The 15,381-nt window shown below is 64.6% G+C and carries 19 protein-coding genes; 2 read left to right on the top strand and 17 right to left on the bottom strand.

Going from position 1 to position 15,381, the window contains the following annotated elements; all coding sequences use genetic code 11:
• Window positions 1–26 precede the first annotated feature (26 nt).
• The 13 genes from ribF to QVE23_RS00135 form a co-directional block, all read right to left on the bottom strand.
• Entirely contained in the window at window positions 27–944 is a 918-nt protein-coding gene (ribF, locus tag QVE23_RS00195) for a riboflavin biosynthesis protein RibF (protein WP_119311795.1), read from the bottom strand.
• Window positions 945–947: 3 nt separating this feature from the next.
• Entirely contained in the window at window positions 948–1,814 is an 867-nt protein-coding gene (gene truB, locus QVE23_RS00190; RefSeq protein ID WP_287554701.1) for a tRNA pseudouridine(55) synthase TruB, read from the bottom strand.
• A 35-nt stretch (window positions 1,815–1,849) separates the two neighbouring features.
• Complete coding sequence (locus tag QVE23_RS00185) at window positions 1,850–2,806, bottom strand: DHH family phosphoesterase (RefSeq protein ID WP_287967397.1); 957 nt, start codon at window positions 2,804–2,806, stop codon at window positions 1,850–1,852.
• Window positions 2,807–2,808: 2 nt separating this feature from the next.
• Window positions 2,809–3,198, bottom strand: a complete 390-nt coding sequence (gene rbfA, locus QVE23_RS00180) for a 30S ribosome-binding factor RbfA (RefSeq protein WP_025545418.1) — start codon at window positions 3,196–3,198, stop codon at window positions 2,809–2,811.
• Between the two features lie 52 nt (window positions 3,199–3,250).
• Complete coding sequence (locus QVE23_RS00175) at window positions 3,251–3,649, bottom strand: hypothetical protein (protein ID WP_273481812.1); 399 nt, start codon at window positions 3,647–3,649, stop codon at window positions 3,251–3,253.
• A 292-nt stretch (window positions 3,650–3,941) separates the two neighbouring features.
• Complete coding sequence (infB, locus tag QVE23_RS00170) at window positions 3,942–6,341, bottom strand: translation initiation factor IF-2 (RefSeq protein WP_412240921.1); 2,400 nt, start codon at window positions 6,339–6,341, stop codon at window positions 3,942–3,944.
• A gap of 78 nt (window positions 6,342–6,419) precedes the next feature.
• Complete coding sequence (locus tag QVE23_RS00165; protein ID WP_119311792.1) at window positions 6,420–7,061, bottom strand: 50S ribosomal protein L7; 642 nt, start codon at window positions 7,059–7,061, stop codon at window positions 6,420–6,422.
• Entirely contained in the window at window positions 7,048–7,329 is a 282-nt protein-coding gene (gene rnpM, locus QVE23_RS00160; RefSeq protein WP_021747944.1) for an RNase P modulator RnpM, read from the bottom strand. Before rnpM ends, QVE23_RS00165 begins: the two co-directional genes overlap by 14 nt.
• Window positions 7,330–7,359: 30 nt before the next feature.
• A complete protein-coding gene (gene nusA / locus QVE23_RS00155; protein ID WP_025545102.1) occupies window positions 7,360–8,535 on the bottom strand; it encodes a transcription termination factor NusA in 1,176 nt (391 codons plus the stop codon).
• Window positions 8,536–8,586: 51 nt separating this feature from the next.
• The gene (rimP, locus tag QVE23_RS00150) at window positions 8,587–9,048 is read right to left on the bottom strand and encodes a ribosome maturation factor RimP (protein ID WP_021747942.1); all 462 of its coding nucleotides are present in this window, start codon (window positions 9,046–9,048) and stop codon (window positions 8,587–8,589) included.
• A 222-nt stretch (window positions 9,049–9,270) separates the two neighbouring features.
• The gene (locus QVE23_RS00145) at window positions 9,271–10,083 is read right to left on the bottom strand and encodes a metal ABC transporter permease (protein ID WP_119311790.1); all 813 of its coding nucleotides are present in this window, start codon (window positions 10,081–10,083) and stop codon (window positions 9,271–9,273) included.
• Window positions 10,080–10,793 (bottom strand): metal ABC transporter ATP-binding protein, encoded by a 714-nt coding sequence (locus tag QVE23_RS00140; RefSeq protein ID WP_021747940.1) that lies wholly within the window; start codon window positions 10,791–10,793, stop codon window positions 10,080–10,082. The genes QVE23_RS00145 and QVE23_RS00140 overlap by 4 nt, the downstream gene beginning before the upstream one ends.
• Window positions 10,780–11,199, bottom strand: coding sequence for a Fur family transcriptional regulator (locus QVE23_RS00135; protein WP_021747939.1), 420 nt, complete (start codon window positions 11,197–11,199; stop codon window positions 10,780–10,782). The genes QVE23_RS00140 and QVE23_RS00135 overlap by 14 nt, the downstream gene beginning before the upstream one ends.
• A 166-nt stretch (window positions 11,200–11,365) precedes the next feature.
• On the opposite strand from QVE23_RS00135, the gene QVE23_RS00130 reads away from it, so the two are divergent.
• Both QVE23_RS00130 and QVE23_RS00125 read left to right on the top strand, forming a co-directional pair.
• Complete coding sequence (locus QVE23_RS00130; RefSeq protein WP_256264545.1) at window positions 11,366–12,283, top strand: nucleotidyltransferase family protein; 918 nt, start codon at window positions 11,366–11,368, stop codon at window positions 12,281–12,283.
• A 19-nt stretch (window positions 12,284–12,302) separates the two neighbouring features.
• Window positions 12,303–12,725 (top strand): double zinc ribbon domain-containing protein, encoded by a 423-nt coding sequence (locus tag QVE23_RS00125; RefSeq protein WP_287967396.1) that lies wholly within the window; start codon window positions 12,303–12,305, stop codon window positions 12,723–12,725.
• A gap of 54 nt (window positions 12,726–12,779) precedes the next feature.
• Here QVE23_RS00125 and QVE23_RS00120 read toward each other — a convergent pair whose 3' ends face one another.
• From QVE23_RS00120 to QVE23_RS00105, 4 genes are read right to left on the bottom strand one after another with little or no spacing between them, the layout of a single operon-like run.
• Window positions 12,780–13,220, bottom strand: a complete 441-nt coding sequence (locus tag QVE23_RS00120) for a hypothetical protein (RefSeq protein WP_025545100.1) — start codon at window positions 13,218–13,220, stop codon at window positions 12,780–12,782.
• A complete protein-coding gene (locus QVE23_RS00115; protein WP_287967395.1) occupies window positions 13,208–13,381 on the bottom strand; it encodes a hypothetical protein in 174 nt (57 codons plus the stop codon). The genes QVE23_RS00120 and QVE23_RS00115 overlap by 13 nt, the downstream gene beginning before the upstream one ends.
• On the bottom strand, window positions 13,378–13,797 hold the full coding sequence (locus QVE23_RS00110; RefSeq protein WP_119311786.1) for a DUF5301 domain-containing protein: 420 nt from the start codon (window positions 13,795–13,797) through the stop codon (window positions 13,378–13,380). The genes QVE23_RS00115 and QVE23_RS00110 overlap by 4 nt, the downstream gene beginning before the upstream one ends.
• An 11-nt stretch (window positions 13,798–13,808) precedes the next feature.
• Window positions 13,809–15,344 (bottom strand): DUF4153 domain-containing protein, encoded by a 1,536-nt coding sequence (locus tag QVE23_RS00105; protein ID WP_273481817.1) that lies wholly within the window; start codon window positions 15,342–15,344, stop codon window positions 13,809–13,811.
• Window positions 15,345–15,381: the final 37 nt, after the last annotated feature.

Genomic DNA, 15,381 nt, shown 5'->3' with positions numbered 1-15,381 from the left:
CGGACTCCGCGCTGTTTCATGGAGGATCAAAGGGCAGGGAAGGTGGGGACCCCATCTGCGAAATAGGTCCGGGTGGCGTCTGCATCCGACTGGATCTGGGCCCGCAGGGCGTCCAGGGAGTCGAAGCGCACCTCCTGGCGCAGATGCTCATAAAACTCCAGCCGCAGCTGTTTACCGTACAGGTCCCCCTGGAAGTCCAGGAGACAGGCCTCCACTGTGATGTCCGAGCCGTTTTGAACCGTGGGGCGGGTGCCCACGTTGGTGACAGCGGCGTAGCAGGAGCCGTCCTCCAGTGTGGCCCGGGTGGCGTATACTCCGTGGCTCGGCACCAGCACATGAGGCGGAATGACGAGGTTGGCAGTGGGGAACAGTTGGGAGGAGCCGATGCCCCGGCCGTGGCGGACTGTGCCTGTCAGGGTGTGGGGGTGGCCCAGGAAGCGGTTGGCCCGGCTGATCTGCCCCAGCTCCACCAACCGGCGGATGTAGGTGGAGCTGACGGTGATGCCTGCCACCTCCACCTTGGGGATGATGTCACAGCCCAGGCCCAGCTGGGCGCACTTCTGCGCCAGCAGCTCCGGTGTGCCCTGGTTCCTGTGGCCGAAGTGGTGATCGTGTCCCGCCACCAAATGGACCGCGTGGTAGCGGCCCACCAGGATCCGGACAATAAAGTCATCCCAGGGCGTGGTCATCATCTCGCGGTCAAAGGGGACCATCAGCACGTCCTGAATGCGGTACAGCCGCCGCACCAGGTCCCGCCGGTCCTCCGGGGAGTTGATGAGGGGACAGGGGACGCCGGTGACTACTTCCTTCGGCGGGCGGTCAAAGGTGAATACCGCGGGGGTACAGCCCCGCAGGGCGGCCTCCTCAGCGGCCCGGCGCAGCAGGGCGCCGTGCCCCAGGTGGACTCCGTCAAAAAAGCCCAGGGCAATGACTCGTTCTTTCATGGTTTACGCTCCAAAGAAATTCTTGATGGACGTCAGCGTTCCGCCCGCAGCCCGGGACAGGCACAGGAACTGCCGGTCCCGGCTGTATACGCGGTAGATGCCGTCCGGTGTGCCCGGCAGGGGGATGGGATTGCCGCAGCGGACCCGTTTCTCCAGCAGGCCGGATGTCAGAGGCAGGGCCGGGTACTCTGCGAAGAGGCTGTCCGTAGGCAGCAGGAGCGCTGTACCCTGTGCCTGGACTGCCTCCAGCGTCACTGCCTGGTCCAACCTGAAGCCGGCCGCCATGGTGCGGCGGAGGGCGTACAGCGTCCCGCCGCAGCCCAGCTGTCGGCCGATGTCATGGCAGAGGGTGCGGATGTAGGTGCCCTTGGAGCAGCGGCAGCGGAGCAGGTAGTCCGTTCCGCTCTCCTGGGCCAGTAGCTCCAGCTCGTAGATGGTGATGCGGCGGGGCTTCCGTTCCACGACCTGTCCCTTCCGGGCCAGGTCGTAGAGTTTCTGCCCGCCTACCTTGACGGCGGAGTACATAGGGGGGATCTGGTCCTGCTCTCCCAGAAAGCGGGGCAGCAGCGCTTCCAGTGCTGCCCGATCCGCCGTGACGGGACGGGTCTCCAGCGTGGTGCCGGTGACGTCCTGGGTGTCCGTCACCTGGCCGAGCCGCAGACCGGCTACATATTCCTTCTGGCCGTTCTCTGCGAACTCCACCCCGCGGGTGGCCTGCCCCACAAAGACCGGCAGCACCCCGGTGGCCATGGGGTCCAGCGTTCCGCCGTGTCCCACCCGCTTTTCGTGGAAGATGCCCCGCACCTTGGCGCAGACGTCCATGCTGGTCCAACCGGCGGGCTTGTCGATAATCAGGATACCACTGGGCATAAAAACCTCCTCAAGGGCAGCAGACCGCGGCCCGCTCAGCGCTGATAGTCCGGCACCACCTGCGCCACGGCAGCCAGGATTCGCTCCCTGGCCTCAGCCCAGGGGGCCTCCACCGTGCAGCCTGCGGCGGCCGCGTGGCCGCCGCCGCCCAGCAGCCGGCAGGCCTCCGTGGCATTAATCCGGGGACCGGTCCGCAGGGACATCTTCCACACATCGGGCCGCAGCTCCCGCATGGTGATGGCGCAGTCCACGCCCTCAATCTGGGGACCCAGAGCGGAGAGGTCCTCCGCATCCGTTTCCGAGGCGCCGATCCGCGCCATCAGGGAGAGGGGCACGGACAGCACCGCCACCCGGTCTCGGTCGTAAAACGTACAGTCGTTGAGGATGGCGGCCTCCAGCTGCATCCGCCTGCGGCTCTTGGTGCGGAAGAACACCTTGTTGACGGTCTGATAGTCGATGCCGGTCCGCAGCAGCGCGGCCGCCACCGCATGGGTCTGGGCAGTGGTATTGGCGTAGGCAAAGCAGCCTGTGTCCGTGGAGACGGCCACATACAGCGGAAGGGCCATCTCCGGCGTGATGGGGCCCAGATCGGACAGAATGTCGTAGATTAGCTCTCCGCACGCGGCGGCTTCCGGCCGGACGATATTCTCTCGGCCAAAGGACTCAAAAGAGGGATGGTGGTCAATGGCCAGATCCACCCGTTCCGCGTATGGTCTGGCGTTCTCCGGGAACAGGCCCACCGTGGCGATGTCCGTGGACACCACCTTGTCCGGTGTGAAGCACTCCGGCGCCTCGTAAGGGCGGAAATAGGGGGCGGTGGTGTCTGTCAGCTCCGGATTGGGCAGCAGAAACGCTGTCTTACCCAGAGACCGCAGTCCTGCGCACAGGGCTGCGGCACAGCCCACCGTGTCCCCATCCGGGCGGACATGGGTGAGGATCAGAATATTGTCAAAGGTCCGCAGCAGCGCCGCGGTCTGGGGGACCGTCAGCATGCTCATTCCTCCGTTTCGCCGGCGTCCGGGTCGTCCCGGGCTTCATCCTGCCGCTCCACCTGGCGCAGGATCTCCAGGATGTGGGCGCCGTGCTGGATGGAGTCGTCGGCGATGAACTGCAGTTCCGGCGTGTATCGCAGCTGCAGGGCCCGTCCCAGCTCCCGCCGCAGGAAGCCGCCGGCGGATTTCAGGCCCTTCAGCACGTCTTTCTCCTGGTCCTTGTCCAGAACACTGATATAGACCCGGGCGTATCGCAGGTCGCTGGTGGTGTCCACCCGGGTGATGGATACCATACCCACCTGGGAGACACGGGGGTCCTTCAGACGGCGGAGCTGGTCCGCCAGCTCCCGCTGGATCTCCTCGTTGATCCGGCCAATTCGATTGCTTGGCATAGAGAGATACCTCCTTATGGGAGTTCATTGGAATTGCGCTTGGTTGGAGCGCTTATATGGTCAGGGTAATGCAGGTCTGCTCCCGCTCCGCCATCTGCACCAGGGCGTCGGCGTCCAGATCTGCCAGCGGGCCCGTCAGGCGAAAGGCCCGGACCCGGATATCGCTCACCCACAGGTTCCACAGCTCCACCTGTTCACCGGGAATGCAGCTCTGCCGCAGATAGTCCCGCAGCAGGGCGGCGTCCTGCTCCGTAGCACGCAGGTCTAGCTCATAGCGATGGGGTTTCATGGACAGCTCCAGGTTGTCCACCGCAGGGCGGTAGTAGACATGGGGCTGAACAGAAAATCCTTCCTCCTCATACCGCACGCCGCGGTGGAAATAGACCCGGCGGGTCTGGGCGGCATACAGCGGAAGGGGATGATCGGCGCAAAGCAGGATCACGCGGCTCATAGGCGCTCCTTCTGAAAAAGCAGGGCGGGCGTTTACGCCCGCCCTGCCGGCTATTGCAAGTATGGTTGATGATTGCGATCTGATGAGGCAGGCCCATTACCGGGGAAGCTGTTCATGGTAAACACCTCGATGATACCGCACGCCCTATGAAATGGGTTTCACAGGAACTCTGAATCAGACATCCTCGGCGGGCAGAACCAACCGCGACACGCTTGGGCGCACTGCCGTGCGGGGCCGCTCTGCGGCCCGAAAGGGCGTCGGAGAGGCGGTATGCAGCGTCAGGCCCAGCACATTACCGCGGAATCTCCTCCATGGTAAACGCCTCGATGATATCGCCCTCTTTGATGTCGTTGAACTTCTCCACGGTCAGGCCGCACTCGTAGTTCTCAGCGACCTCCCGGGCGTCGTCCTTGAACCGCTTCAGGGAGGCCAGAGAGCCCTCGTGGATCACGATGCCGTCCCGGACCACCCGGACGGAGCAGCTACGGACGATCTTGCCGTCCTGGACGTAGCAGCCGGCCACGGTGCCCACGCTGGAGACCTTGTAGGTCTGGCGGACCTCCGCGTGGCCCAGCACCACTTCCCGGTACTTGGGGGCCAGCATGCCCTTCATGGCCGCCTCGATCTCATCGATGCAGTCATAGATGACGCGATACATCCGCATATCCACGTTCTGGCGCACCGCGCCGTCCCGGGCGGCGGCGTCCGGCCGGACGTTGAAGCCCACGATGATGGCGCCGGAGGAGGCAGCCAGCATCACGTCGGACTCGTTGATGGCGCCCACGCCGCCGTGAATGACACGGACGGTCACTTCGTCGTTGGACAGCTTTTCCAGAGAGGCCTTCACCGCCTCCACACTGCCCTGGACGTCGGCCTTGACGATCAGGGCCAGCTCCTTGCGTTCGCCGGCCTGGATCTGGTCAAACAGGTTCTCCAGAGAGACCTTCTGCACCGGTGCGGCGGCCTTGGCCTTCTCCTCGGCCTTGCGCTGCTCCACCAGCTCCCGGGCCATGCGCTCGTCGGCCACGGCGAAGAAGGGGCTGCCGGCAGAGGGCGCTTCGGAGAGGCCCGCGATCTCTACGGGCACGGAGGGGCCGGCCTGGGTGAGACGGGCGCCCTTGTAGTCCATCATGGTCCGGACACGGCCCACGGCGGTGCCGGCGATGATGATGTCGCCCTGCTTCAGTGTGCCGTTCTGCACCAGCAGAGTGGCCACGGGGCCCCGGCCCTTGTCCAGCCGGGCCTCAATGACGGTGCCCTTGGCAGACCGGTTGGGGTTGGCCTTCAGCTCCGCCATCTCAGCGGTGAGGGTCACCATTTCCAGCAGGTTCTCGATGCCGATCTTCTGCTTGGCGGAGATCCTACAGCAGATGGTGTCGCCGCCCCAGTCCTCTGGTACCAGGCCGTACTCCGTCAGCTGCTGAAGCACCCGGTCCGGGTTGGCGTTCTCCCTGTCGATCTTGTTGATGGCCACGATGATGGGGATACCTGCGGCCTTGGCATGGTTGATGGACTCCACGGTCTGGGGCATGATGCCGTCGTCCGCTGCCACCACCAGAATGGCAATGTCCGTAATCATGGCGCCGCGGGCCCGCATGGAGGTGAATGCCTCATGGCCCGGCGTGTCCAGGAAGGTGATGGGCTTGCCGTTCACCTGCACCTGATAGGCGCCGATGTGCTGGGTGATGCCGCCGGCCTCTCCGGCCGCCACAGAGGTGTGGCGGATGGTATCCAGCAGGGAGGTCTTGCCGTGGTCCACGTGACCCATGACCACCACCACGGGAGCCCGGGGCACCAGATCCTCCGCCTTGTCCTCGTGGTCGTCAATCAGCCGCTCCTCGATGGTGACGACAACCTCCTTCTCCACCTTGCAGCCCATCTCCTCGGCGATGATGGCGGCGGTGTCGAAGTCAATGATCTGGCTGAGGGAGGCCATAATGCCGTTCTTCATCAGGCACTTGACCACCTCTGCGCCGGTTTTCTTCATGCGGCTGGCCAGTTCGCCCACGGAGATCTCATCGGGGATCATGACCTTCACAGGGGCCTTCTTGGCGATCTCCAGCTGGAGCCTGCGCATCCGCTCTGCCTCGTCCTGCTTGCGCTTGTTGGAGAAGGTCATGCCGCCCCGGCGCTGGTTGTTGGTGCGGATCTTCTCCTTGCCGCTGCGCTGCTGCCGCTGCATCCGAGCGCCCCGCTCGCCGCCCAGATCCTCCAGCCGCTCGTCATACTTGGCCAGATTCACGTCGCCGCCCTTGCGGGTGTCCACGATCTTCCGCTGGGGCACCCGGGACACCGGCTGCTGCGCCGCAGGCTTGGAGGCGGCGTTCTGCTGCTGGGGCTGCTGCCGGCCACCCTGGCTGCTCTGCGCGCTCTGGGCAGGCACAGACTGCCTGACCTGCTGGCCCTGGGCGGGCGCGGCGGCCTTGCCGGCGGGCTCTGGCTTTTTGGTGGCCGGTTCCTTCGCAGGCTCCTCCTTGTAGGTGTCGGCGAAGATCACCTGGATGCTGGAGACCGGATTGTGCTGCGTCAGGTATTCAAAGATCAGAGAGAGCTCCTGATCTGTCAGCGCCTGCATGTGGTTTTTGGGAGTCTCGGCGTATTTCGTCAGGATCTCCGTGATGGTCTTGGTGGGAAGGCCGAAATCCTTCGCCACCTCATGGACTCTGTATTTCTCAATACCCAATAGAAACACCTCGTTCTGCTCCAACCCGAGGGCTGGGAAATTTTTTCAAATAGCTGCCGCGGACACATGCCGCGGCGGCGCGGTCCGTCAGCCTTCCTTTTTCTTGCGGAAGGAGCCTTTGCCCTTTTTCACCGGGCGGCTGTTGGCGTATGGCCGCGCCTGTGCCTTCGGCTTGGGGCGAGCGTCCCTGGGGGGACGGGATCGGTATGGCTTTGCGCCGCGGGGACGGTTCCCGTCTGGCGCACGCTCCGGTGGCATTTCCGCCGGAGGTTTGGCCGCCTTTGGTGCAGGCGGCGCCTTTCGGCGGCGCTTGCCCTGGCGGAGATTCTTCTCATGGGCCGCCTGCTCCGCCCGGCGCTCCGCGGCCCGGCGGGCCTTTACATCCATCCGGTCCGCCGCGTCGGCGTACTGCTCCGGATCCAGCTCCGCCAGCCGGTGCAGCAGGGCGGCGGCCAGTCCCACGTCCGTCACCGCGGCGATGGCCACGGCCGTCCGGCCCAGGGCCCGGCCCAGTTCCGCCTTGGTGAAGGGGAGCTGGAGCCACAGGCAGTCACCGGCCTGGGCGAAGTGCTCGCACCGGCGGCGGGTGCCCTCCGCCGCGTCGGCGGCCAGCAGCAGCACCCGGGCGTCCCGGGCGCGGGCCACGGCCTCTACCGGCTCCTCGCCCACGGCCAACCGGCCGCCCCTCAGGCTGAGACCCAGCAGGGACAGAATGTTAAGCCGGTCCATCCGCACCTCGCAGTTCTGCCTCCATGGCGTCGTAGACCTCCGGCGGGATGGCGGTGTCAAAAGCCCGTTCCAGGGCCCGGGTTTTCCGGGCCTTCTGCAGGCAGGCCACGTCGTGGCACACATAGGCGCCCCGCCCGGGCTTCTTGCCGCCGAAGTCCAGGGACACGGTGCCGTCCGGGGCCTTGACCACCCGCAGCAAGGCCTTCTTATCCTTCATTTCCCGGCAGCCCACGCACTGCCGCTGGGGAATCTTCTTCACTTTCGGCATCTCATAGGCCGCCTTTCTGATAAACTGATCTTACTCCGCGTCCACGGGCTCCACAGCGGACGCTTCCGCCGTGTCCGCGGCCTCCGGGGCGCCCCCGGCAGGGGGCTCTTCCTCGTCGTGATAGCTCTCCGGCTTGATGTCGATTTTGTAGCCGGTGAGGCGGGCCGCCAGGCGGGCGTTCTGTCCCTCCTTGCCAATGGCCAGGGACAACTGGTCATCCGGCACGATGACGCGGCAGGCCTTGCCCTCGTCCGCCATCCACACATCCACCACGTCGGCAGGCGCCAGGGCGGCGGCGATAAACTGGGCCGGGTCTTCGCTGTACTTGACGATGTCGATCTTCTCGCCCCGCAGCTCCTCCACAATGCTGCCCACACGCTGGCCCTTGGGGCCCACGCAGGCGCCGATGGGGTCCACGTTCTCGTCGTTGGACCACACGGCCATCTTGGTGCGGCTGCCGGCTTCACGGGCGATGGATTTCACCTCCACGGTGCCGTCATAAATCTCGGGGACCTCCAGCTCGAACAGGCGCTTCACCAGGCCCGGATGGGTCCGGGAGATCAGCACCTGGGGCCCGCGGGTGGACCGGCGAACCTCCACCACATAGACCTTCACATGCATGCCTTCGGTCAGATCCTCGCCGGGGACCTGCTCACCGGCCATCAGCAGCGCCTCGGTAGAGTCGGTGCCGGTGCCGATCCGCAGGGACACATTGCCGTTGCGGGGATCCACACGGGTGACCACGCCGGTGAGGATCTCATGCTGCTTGGAGTTGAACTCATCATACACCTGGCCCCGCTCGGCCTCCCGCAGGCCCTGGATGATGACCTGCTTGCCGTTGCCTGCTGCGATGCGGCCGAACTCCACCGTGTCCACAGGGATGTTCACGATGTCGCCTACCTCGTACTTGGCGGAGAGCCTCTTGGCCTCCTCAATGGGCATCTCGTTGGCGGGGTCCACGTAGTCCTCTTCCTCCACCACGTTTTTCTGGACGAACATCTTCAGGTTCTGGTGTGCCTCGTCCACATCCACGATGACGTTCTCCACATCCGCGTGGTCCCGCTTGTAGGCGGTGGTGAGGGCCTGGACAATCTTCTCCATCATGAAGGACTGGGGGATGCCCCGCTCCTTCTCCAGCAGAGCCAGTGCCGCGAAGATTTCCGCGGGATTGAAGCCTACGGGCTCCTTCTGCTTTTTGCCTTTCATGTTGCTGATTCTCCTTGTTGATAAAATACGTCTTGTCGGGACGGTGATTGGTTAAAATTCCACCCGCAGGCGGATAAGGGCAGTCTCCTTCTTGGGGAAGACCAGATCCTGGCTGCCCACGGTGACGGTGACATCGCCGGTGGCCTCGTCATAGCCCTTCAGATAGCCGGCAAACTCCTTCCGGCCCTCCCGGGCCCGGTACAGCTTCACCAGCACGGGGCTGCCCAGAAACTGCTGAAAATCGGAGGGCCGCTTCAGCGCCCGCTCGGCACCGGCGGAGCCCACCTCCAGGGTGTAGCTGCCCTCGATGGGGTCGGCCTCGTCCAGCAGGTCGCTGACCTTCCGGGAGATCTCCTCACAATCCAGAATGTCCACGCCGCCCTCTTTGTCCAGCAGAATGCGCAGATACCAGGTGCCGGCCTCCTTGACGTACTCCACGTCCCAGAGGGTGCAGCCCTGTTCCGCGATAGCGGGGGCGGCCAGTTCCGCGGTCAGTTCAGTGATCTTTTTCATGGGAGGACTCCCTTCTTTTGGAAGTTTAAGCAGAGTTTGCCTGACCGAAAAAGGTCAAGAAAAAGAGCGGACCCCGCAGCCCACTCCACATACCTTACTCTTCTAACATACGCATCATAGCACAGATACTGGAAAAGCGCAAGCCTTTTCTGCCAGATTCTTTTCTAATATTGTATAAAAAAATCCGCCGGATATACGGCACAGCCGCAGATCCGGCGGTTTTCAGCGCCTGCGCAGCCAGCCGGCAGCACAGGAGAGCAGAAACAGCGCGAGATTTGCCGCCACCACAGAGGCTCCCACCGGCGTGGACAGCGTCCAGGAGGCCATGAGTCCCGCGCAGAAGCAGCACACCGACGTAACGGCGGCACATACCACCACGCCCCGAAAGCTCTTGAACAGCCGCATGGCCGTCAGCGCCGGGAAGATCACCAGGGAGGAGATCAGCATGGCACCCATCATCCGCATCCCCAGCACGATGGTCAGGGCGGTGAGAATGGCCAGCAGGGTGTTGTACCAGTCCACCCGCAGCCCCGTGGCCCGGGAGAAGCTCTCATCGAACGTCACGGCGAAGAGCTTGTGGTAGAACAGCACGAACAGGGCCAGCACCGCAAGGGACAGTACCGCAGACAGGGCCACATCCGCCCACGTCATGGCCAGGACGCTGCCGAACATGTAGTTGTCCACATCCGTGGTCATGCCGCTGGTGCGGGAGATGACGATGATGCCGACGGCCAGGGCCGACGCACTCATGACGGCAATGGCCGCGTCGCTGTTCCAGCGGGGATTGGTGGCCAGCCGCAGCAGGAAGAACGCCGCGAGGATCACCACGGGGATGGAGAAGTAGAGGGGAGTGAACCCCAGGGCCACGGCGATGGCCAGGGCGCCGAAGGAGACGTGGCTGAGGCCATCGCCGATCATGGAGTACCGCTTCAGTACCAGGGGGACTCCCAGCAGCGCGGCGCAGAGGCTTACCAGCGTCCCGGCGATCAGGGCCCGCTGCATAAAGGGATAGGTCAGCATCAAGGTCAGGCTCATTCCTCCACCTCCCGAAACCGCCGCCCCTGGGGGGAGGCCAGATAGTCTTTGACTGTGCCTAAAAAGTAGCTGCTGCGGCCGATGTGCAGCACCGTCCGGGCGCTGCGCAGGGCGGCCCTCAGATCGTGGGTCACCATCACCACCGCCATGCCCTCCTTCCGGTTCAGGTAGGAGAGGGTCTTGTACAGATCCTGGGCCGCGGCGGGGTCCAGGCCGGTAATGGGCTCGTCCAGGATCAGCAGGCTGCGGGCGGCACATAGGGCCCGGGCCAGCAGCACCCGCTGCTGCTGGCCGCCGGAGAGATCCCGGTAGCTCTGGTCCTTCAGCTCCAGAATCCCCAGCTTGCCCATGTTCATCAATGCCGCGGACTTCTGGGCGGCGGTGTAGAAGAACCGCAGCCCCTTCTGGTTCAGGCAGCCCGAGAGGACCACTTCATACACCGTGGCCGGGAAGTCCCGCTGGGCCCGGGTCTGCTGGGGCAGATAGCCCACGGCTCCCTGCCGCAGTTCCGGCGCCCGGAGAATCTCCCCGGACTGGGGGGAGAGGAGCCCCAGCAGGCCCCGCAGCAACGTGGACTTGCCGGAGCCGTTGTCCCCCACGATGCACAGGTAGTCCCCCGCCCGGATGGTGAGATCCAGGTGGGCCAGGACGCTCTGACCCTCATACCCCAGGGACGCGTCCCGGCAGACGATCAGCTCATTGGGCTCCATGGTGGTCCTCCTCTCCGGCGCAGACGTCGCACACCCCGGAAAACAGCGTCCCCCGGGGATCGATGCGGAAGTGGTGCTCCCGCTCCAGGTGGTCGTACAGGTTCTGCAGGTGGGTACAGTCCACATGGCGGATGCGGCCACAGCGCTCACACTTCAGAAGAAAGCAATCCCGGTGGCCTTGGGACTGGCGGCCGCAGTACTGGTACAGGGCGCCCTCCTCGGTGTTGACCTTGTGGACCGCCCCGGCGGCCTCCAGCTTTTCCAGCTGGCGGTAGATGGTGGCCAGGCCCACCGGGCAGCCCTCCCGACGCAGGTCCTCCGCCAGTTCGGCGGCGGTGCAGGCGGTCTCGCCCCGGGCCTCCAGGCAGCGGAGCACCGCCTGGTGCTGTTTGGTGCTGTATGGCATCCAATGCCTCCTTTAATCTGAAAATGATTATCGTTTTCATATTATAGACCGCAGAGGAAAAAAGTCAAGAGCAGTTGCAAAAATCCGGCAAATAGGGTATGGTAAAAGAACAGCGTATGGTTGCGCAACAAGGCGCAAATTCACAAAAACTTTAGGAGAGAAGCAAATGAAAGTCTCACTGGTCATCATGGCGGCGGGCCTTGGGTCCCGCTACGGCGGCAGCAAGCAGGTGGACGGCATCGGGCCCCACAACGAGATCCTGATGGAGTACTCCATCTACGACGCCCTCCGGGCGGGGTTCAGCAAGGTGGTGTTCATCATCAAGCCGGAGATGGAGGAGATGATGCGCCGCCTGTGCGGGGATTATCTGGCGAGGAAGACCGCACTGGACGGCACGCCGGTGGAGGTGGCCTATGTCTTTCAGGACTTTACCTCCGTGCCGGACTTCTACCGGATTCCGCCGGAGCGGACCAAGCCCTTCGGCACGGTCCATGCCCTGCTGTGCGCGGCGGATGTGGTGCATGAGCCCTTCTGCGTCATCAATGCCGACGACTATTACGGCATCGACGCCTACCGCACCATCTATGACGAGCTGGTGAAGCTGCCTGAGACGGGAAAGGCCACCATGGTGGGGTATCTGCTGAAGAATACCGCCAGCCTCCACGGCACGGTGTCCCGCGGCGTGTGCGCGGTGGAGGACGGAAAGCTCCGCTCCGTCCGGGAGGCACTGAAGATCCAGCTGTATCCCGACGGCACGCTGCGGGATCTGGCGGAGGGCACGGACCTGTCCCCGGAGACGGTGGTGTCCATGAACTTCTGGGGGTTTGCCCCCAGCATCTTCCCCGCCCTGCGGGAGTACTTTGAAAACTTCCTTCGCACGGAGGCCGGGGAAAATATCAAGGCCGAGTGCCTGCTGCCGGTGATGGTGGGGGATCAGCTGCAAAAGGGCGCGCTGGAGGTGTCCGTCCTTCACTCCGCGGACAAGTGGTTCGGCATGACCTACCATGAGGACCGGGAGATCGTGGCGGAGGAGCTCCGCAAGCTCCATGCCAGGGGAGATTATCCGGAGAGCCTGCGGGTGTGAGCATGCGGAGGTGCGGGAGATGAATCCGAACACGCCGGTGGGTTGCCCCCAGTGCGGGGGGCAGATGGACCTCTGGCAGGCGGGCAGGCGCCTGGCTCTGACGGGCCTTTTTGCCTCCGTCACCGACTGGATTGAGGTGGATATATACAGCTGCCCCGCCTGTGGAAGACTGGCCTTTTTCCGCACCAACTTTCTCCCTCAGCCGAAAAAACATGTGCCGGTGGAGCCGGAACCAACAGACGTGGACACCGCCGCCTTCTACGTTCCCGGTACGGGGGAGCTGGTCAAATGCCCGGTCTGCGGCAAGGAGCATCCCCGTGACGATGCCTTTTGCCCCCTGTGCGGGACCCGGCGGGATCAGCCCTGCCCCTGGTGCGGAAAATGGTTTCCGGCAGCACAGCCGGTCTGTCCCTGGTGCGGCTACGGCCGAGATGAGGAATAAGCGAAACCGCCAAGCGGCGGCCATGGAAACCCATGGCCGCCGCTGTTTTTCTGCTCAAAAAAAGCACTCCACCACATACAGCCGGGTACCTGCGCTGTTTACCAGCAGGTACAGCCGGTTGCGTTCATCCGTTGGGTGCGCCGCCGTGAAGCCGCGGCAGTCCGAAAAATCGGGCCGCTGGTCCGCCGGAACGGCCAGCAGATCCAGGATTTCGGTCACTGGCACTTCTGCGGACCTGACCGGCGTAGCTTCCTCTGTCAGGGTTTCCTCCAGCCCGCTGTCGTCCGCGTATGCCAGGACGTGATACCGCTCCCCGTCCCCGCTAAAGCTGGCGCCGCTGTCGGTCTCATACAGACAGCCCTCGCTGGCGGGGAGCTCCAGCTCCCAGTTGAGCTGAACGGTTCTGACATAATCGCCGCTGCCCCAGAAGATCATCAGGACCGACAGAACAAGCAGGACCGGCAGTGCCAGCAGCCCGCCCATCAGCTTCCACATGGAATTACCTCCTGCCATGCAACTGAGACCTCCACCGTGGACGGCACGGTGTTTTCCATCCGGTCATAGGCGGCCTTGTAGCCGATCAGATAGAACACCCCGGCGATCAACATGCCGCAGAGCAGCAGGCACACGATCCAACCGGCCGACGGCCTGTTCACTGTGGATTCCTCCCCTCCGGCGCGGCGTCAGCCGCCAGAACTGTCCAGAGTGCCTCGTCCCCCTGGTAGATGCCCGTATAGGGCTGCTCCAAACAGCAGATGCCGTCCGCCTCGTAGACGTACAGGACGCTCCAGTCCGGCGTCTCGCCGGTGCCCAGCTCCACCTTTACCGCACCGGTTTGGTCCGGCGCGTCCTGCACGCTCTCCATGCCGGTGGAGACGGCCTCTGCCGCTTGTTGGAGAAATTCTCCGATCCAGTCCCGGTCCGTGTGGAGCGTCACCGCATCTCCTGCCGTTACCCGGATGGCAGTGACCTCCGCCGCCTCCGGGAGGACGATCCGGCCCGCCCTGCCGCAGGCTGTTACGGCCAGCGCAAGCCCCAGGCACCAGGCGGCCAGCCGCAGATAGCGCTTCATGCCCGGCCCCCTTACGCGCCGCCCCGGCTGGCCAGCCAGGCCGAGAGGCTCCAGGTCCGCCAGTCGGCGCAGTCTGTCCGGGCCTCCTGCCGCCGCTGTTCCAATAGGATGGACAGGCGGGCCGTACCGATGGCGTCCCAGTCCCCATACGCTGTGCAGACCATGTCTCCGTCCAGCCGCTCCAGCTGGGACAGGGTGTCATAGGAGAGGTCATAGAGCAGGTACTCCGCGTCCAGCACCCCGCTCTCCCCGGAGAGGTAGCGGTCCACCTGATCCTTTGCCACCAGGTAGTCCACCGGCACGCAGTTGATGACCAGCCACCCCGCCAGGGCCAGGGGAAACACCACCCGACAGAACCGGAAGTCTGGCCGCCGCACCTTCCAGGCCGCAGCCAGCAGAAAGGCCGCCATCATCCCCATGCCCCAGTAGGTCATGCAGCGCTTGAAGGACAGGCCGTACACATCCACATACAGCGTCATCCGCCAGGCGGCAGAGAGGAGCAGGAGCAGGCTCTCCGCTGTCAGCAGGGCGGAGAGGAGCCGGACTGCCCGCCAAGCGCCGCCCTCCCGGCGGGACCACTGGACCGCAGCCAGCAGGAGCGTCAGGTTCACCACTGTCACCCCCACCATCTGGAAGAAACCGCTCCGGGCCCACTCGGCATAGGAAAGGCCCTTTTGGGCCAGGTACTCGGCTCCGCCGAAGAGTCCGGCGGATTGGACGCCCAGGAACAGCAGGTACAGCGCCGCCACCGCCGCCAGCACGATGGCGAAGCCCAGGCCGTCTACCCCGCCGCGGGCTGCGGCTCCGGTCCGTTTCAGGGGTGTGGGGCGGCGGAGACTGTACAGCAGACCGAAGAGGAAGGGGGTCATGACGCTGGCCAGCAGGGCCTTCCAGACCGCGTCCGTGAAGTGGAGGGAGACAAAGGCCCGCAGGTCCGCCGTGGCGGCGGCGAACAGCGCGTCGGCGGAGGCCAGAACGGGCACCAGGACCGCCAGCAGCGCCAGGGCGCCGGCCGCCCCCAGCAGCAGGGGCAGGACCCGCCGGGCGGCGCCGTCCTTTTTCTGAGGCCAGGCGGTGGCCAATGCTGCCCCCAGATGGCCGAAGAGGCCCCACAGCAGCAAACAGAGCCGCTCCCACAGCATGGAGGGGCGCCACCAGGGCAGAAATTGTCCGCCGGAGAGGCCGATGGCGTGGACGGGCAGCAGGGCCAGCAGGGCCAGTAGATTCCACGCCCGGAAATACCAGTTGGACCCCAGGGCCAGCGTGGCGGCCAGGGCCAGATTCACCGCCAGCAGAACGCGGCTCTCCCAGGTGTTCAGCAGGGTGCGGCCCAGATAGAGCCCCAGCAGGCCGTACCAGACGCAGACGGAGGCGGTCAGTCCCGCGGTGGGGCCGCTCCAAAGCAGCGTGTTCACCAGCAGAAGACAGAAGCAGAAGGCCAGCGGCAGAAGCAGTCGCTCTCGGGAGGAGATCACATAAATTTTCACCGCATTTTGCGTAAGCTTCGCCGGCCCTCCCGCCGGCAGGGCTTTTTCATGTTCATTCATAATGGGTTCTCCTTTTTTGGGGCTGTCTCCACAGCAG

This window comes from Oscillibacter sp. KLE 1728, from assembly GCF_934833455.1.
In the GTDB taxonomy this organism is placed as follows: Bacteria; Bacillota; Clostridia; order Oscillospirales; family Oscillospiraceae; genus Oscillibacter; species Oscillibacter welbionis.
Note: the sequence above shows the minus strand (reverse complement) of the source record. Positions and strands in the feature narration are given on the sequence as shown.

What these genes read in the sequence shown, in the direction of transcription:
- ribF (WP_119311795.1), bottom strand. Translation starts at nt 944, where the DNA reads ATGAAAGAACGAGTCATTGCCCTGGGCTTTTTTGACGGAGTCCACCTG.
- truB (WP_287554701.1), bottom strand. Translation starts at nt 1,814, where the DNA reads ATGCCCAGTGGTATCCTGATTATCGACAAGCCCGCCGGTTGGACCAGC.
- QVE23_RS00185 (WP_287967397.1), bottom strand. Translation starts at nt 2,806, where the DNA reads ATGCTGACGGTCCCCCAGACCGCGGCGCTGCTGCGGACCTTTGACAAT.
- rbfA (WP_025545418.1), bottom strand. Translation starts at nt 3,198, where the DNA reads ATGCCAAGCAATCGAATTGGCCGGATCAACGAGGAGATCCAGCGGGAG.
- QVE23_RS00175 (WP_273481812.1), bottom strand. Translation starts at nt 3,649, where the DNA reads ATGAGCCGCGTGATCCTGCTTTGCGCCGATCATCCCCTTCCGCTGTAT.
- QVE23_RS00165 (WP_119311792.1), bottom strand. Translation starts at nt 7,061, where the DNA reads ATGGACCGGCTTAACATTCTGTCCCTGCTGGGTCTCAGCCTGAGGGGC.
- rnpM (WP_021747944.1), bottom strand. Translation starts at nt 7,329, where the DNA reads ATGCCGAAAGTGAAGAAGATTCCCCAGCGGCAGTGCGTGGGCTGCCGG.
- nusA (WP_025545102.1), bottom strand. Translation starts at nt 8,535, where the DNA reads ATGAAAGGCAAAAAGCAGAAGGAGCCCGTAGGCTTCAATCCCGCGGAA.
- rimP (WP_021747942.1), bottom strand. Translation starts at nt 9,048, where the DNA reads ATGAAAAAGATCACTGAACTGACCGCGGAACTGGCCGCCCCCGCTATC.
- QVE23_RS00145 (WP_119311790.1), bottom strand. Translation starts at nt 10,083, where the DNA reads ATGAGCCTGACCTTGATGCTGACCTATCCCTTTATGCAGCGGGCCCTG.
- QVE23_RS00140 (WP_021747940.1), bottom strand. Translation starts at nt 10,793, where the DNA reads ATGGAGCCCAATGAGCTGATCGTCTGCCGGGACGCGTCCCTGGGGTAT.
- QVE23_RS00135 (WP_021747939.1), bottom strand. Translation starts at nt 11,199, where the DNA reads ATGCCATACAGCACCAAACAGCACCAGGCGGTGCTCCGCTGCCTGGAG.
- QVE23_RS00130 (WP_256264545.1), top strand. Translation starts at nt 11,366, where the DNA reads ATGAAAGTCTCACTGGTCATCATGGCGGCGGGCCTTGGGTCCCGCTAC.
- QVE23_RS00125 (WP_287967396.1), top strand. Translation starts at nt 12,303, where the DNA reads ATGAATCCGAACACGCCGGTGGGTTGCCCCCAGTGCGGGGGGCAGATG.
- QVE23_RS00120 (WP_025545100.1), bottom strand. Translation starts at nt 13,220, where the DNA reads ATGTGGAAGCTGATGGGCGGGCTGCTGGCACTGCCGGTCCTGCTTGTT.
- QVE23_RS00110 (WP_119311786.1), bottom strand. Translation starts at nt 13,797, where the DNA reads ATGAAGCGCTATCTGCGGCTGGCCGCCTGGTGCCTGGGGCTTGCGCTG.
- QVE23_RS00105 (WP_273481817.1), bottom strand. Translation starts at nt 15,344, where the DNA reads ATGAATGAACATGAAAAAGCCCTGCCGGCGGGAGGGCCGGCGAAGCTT.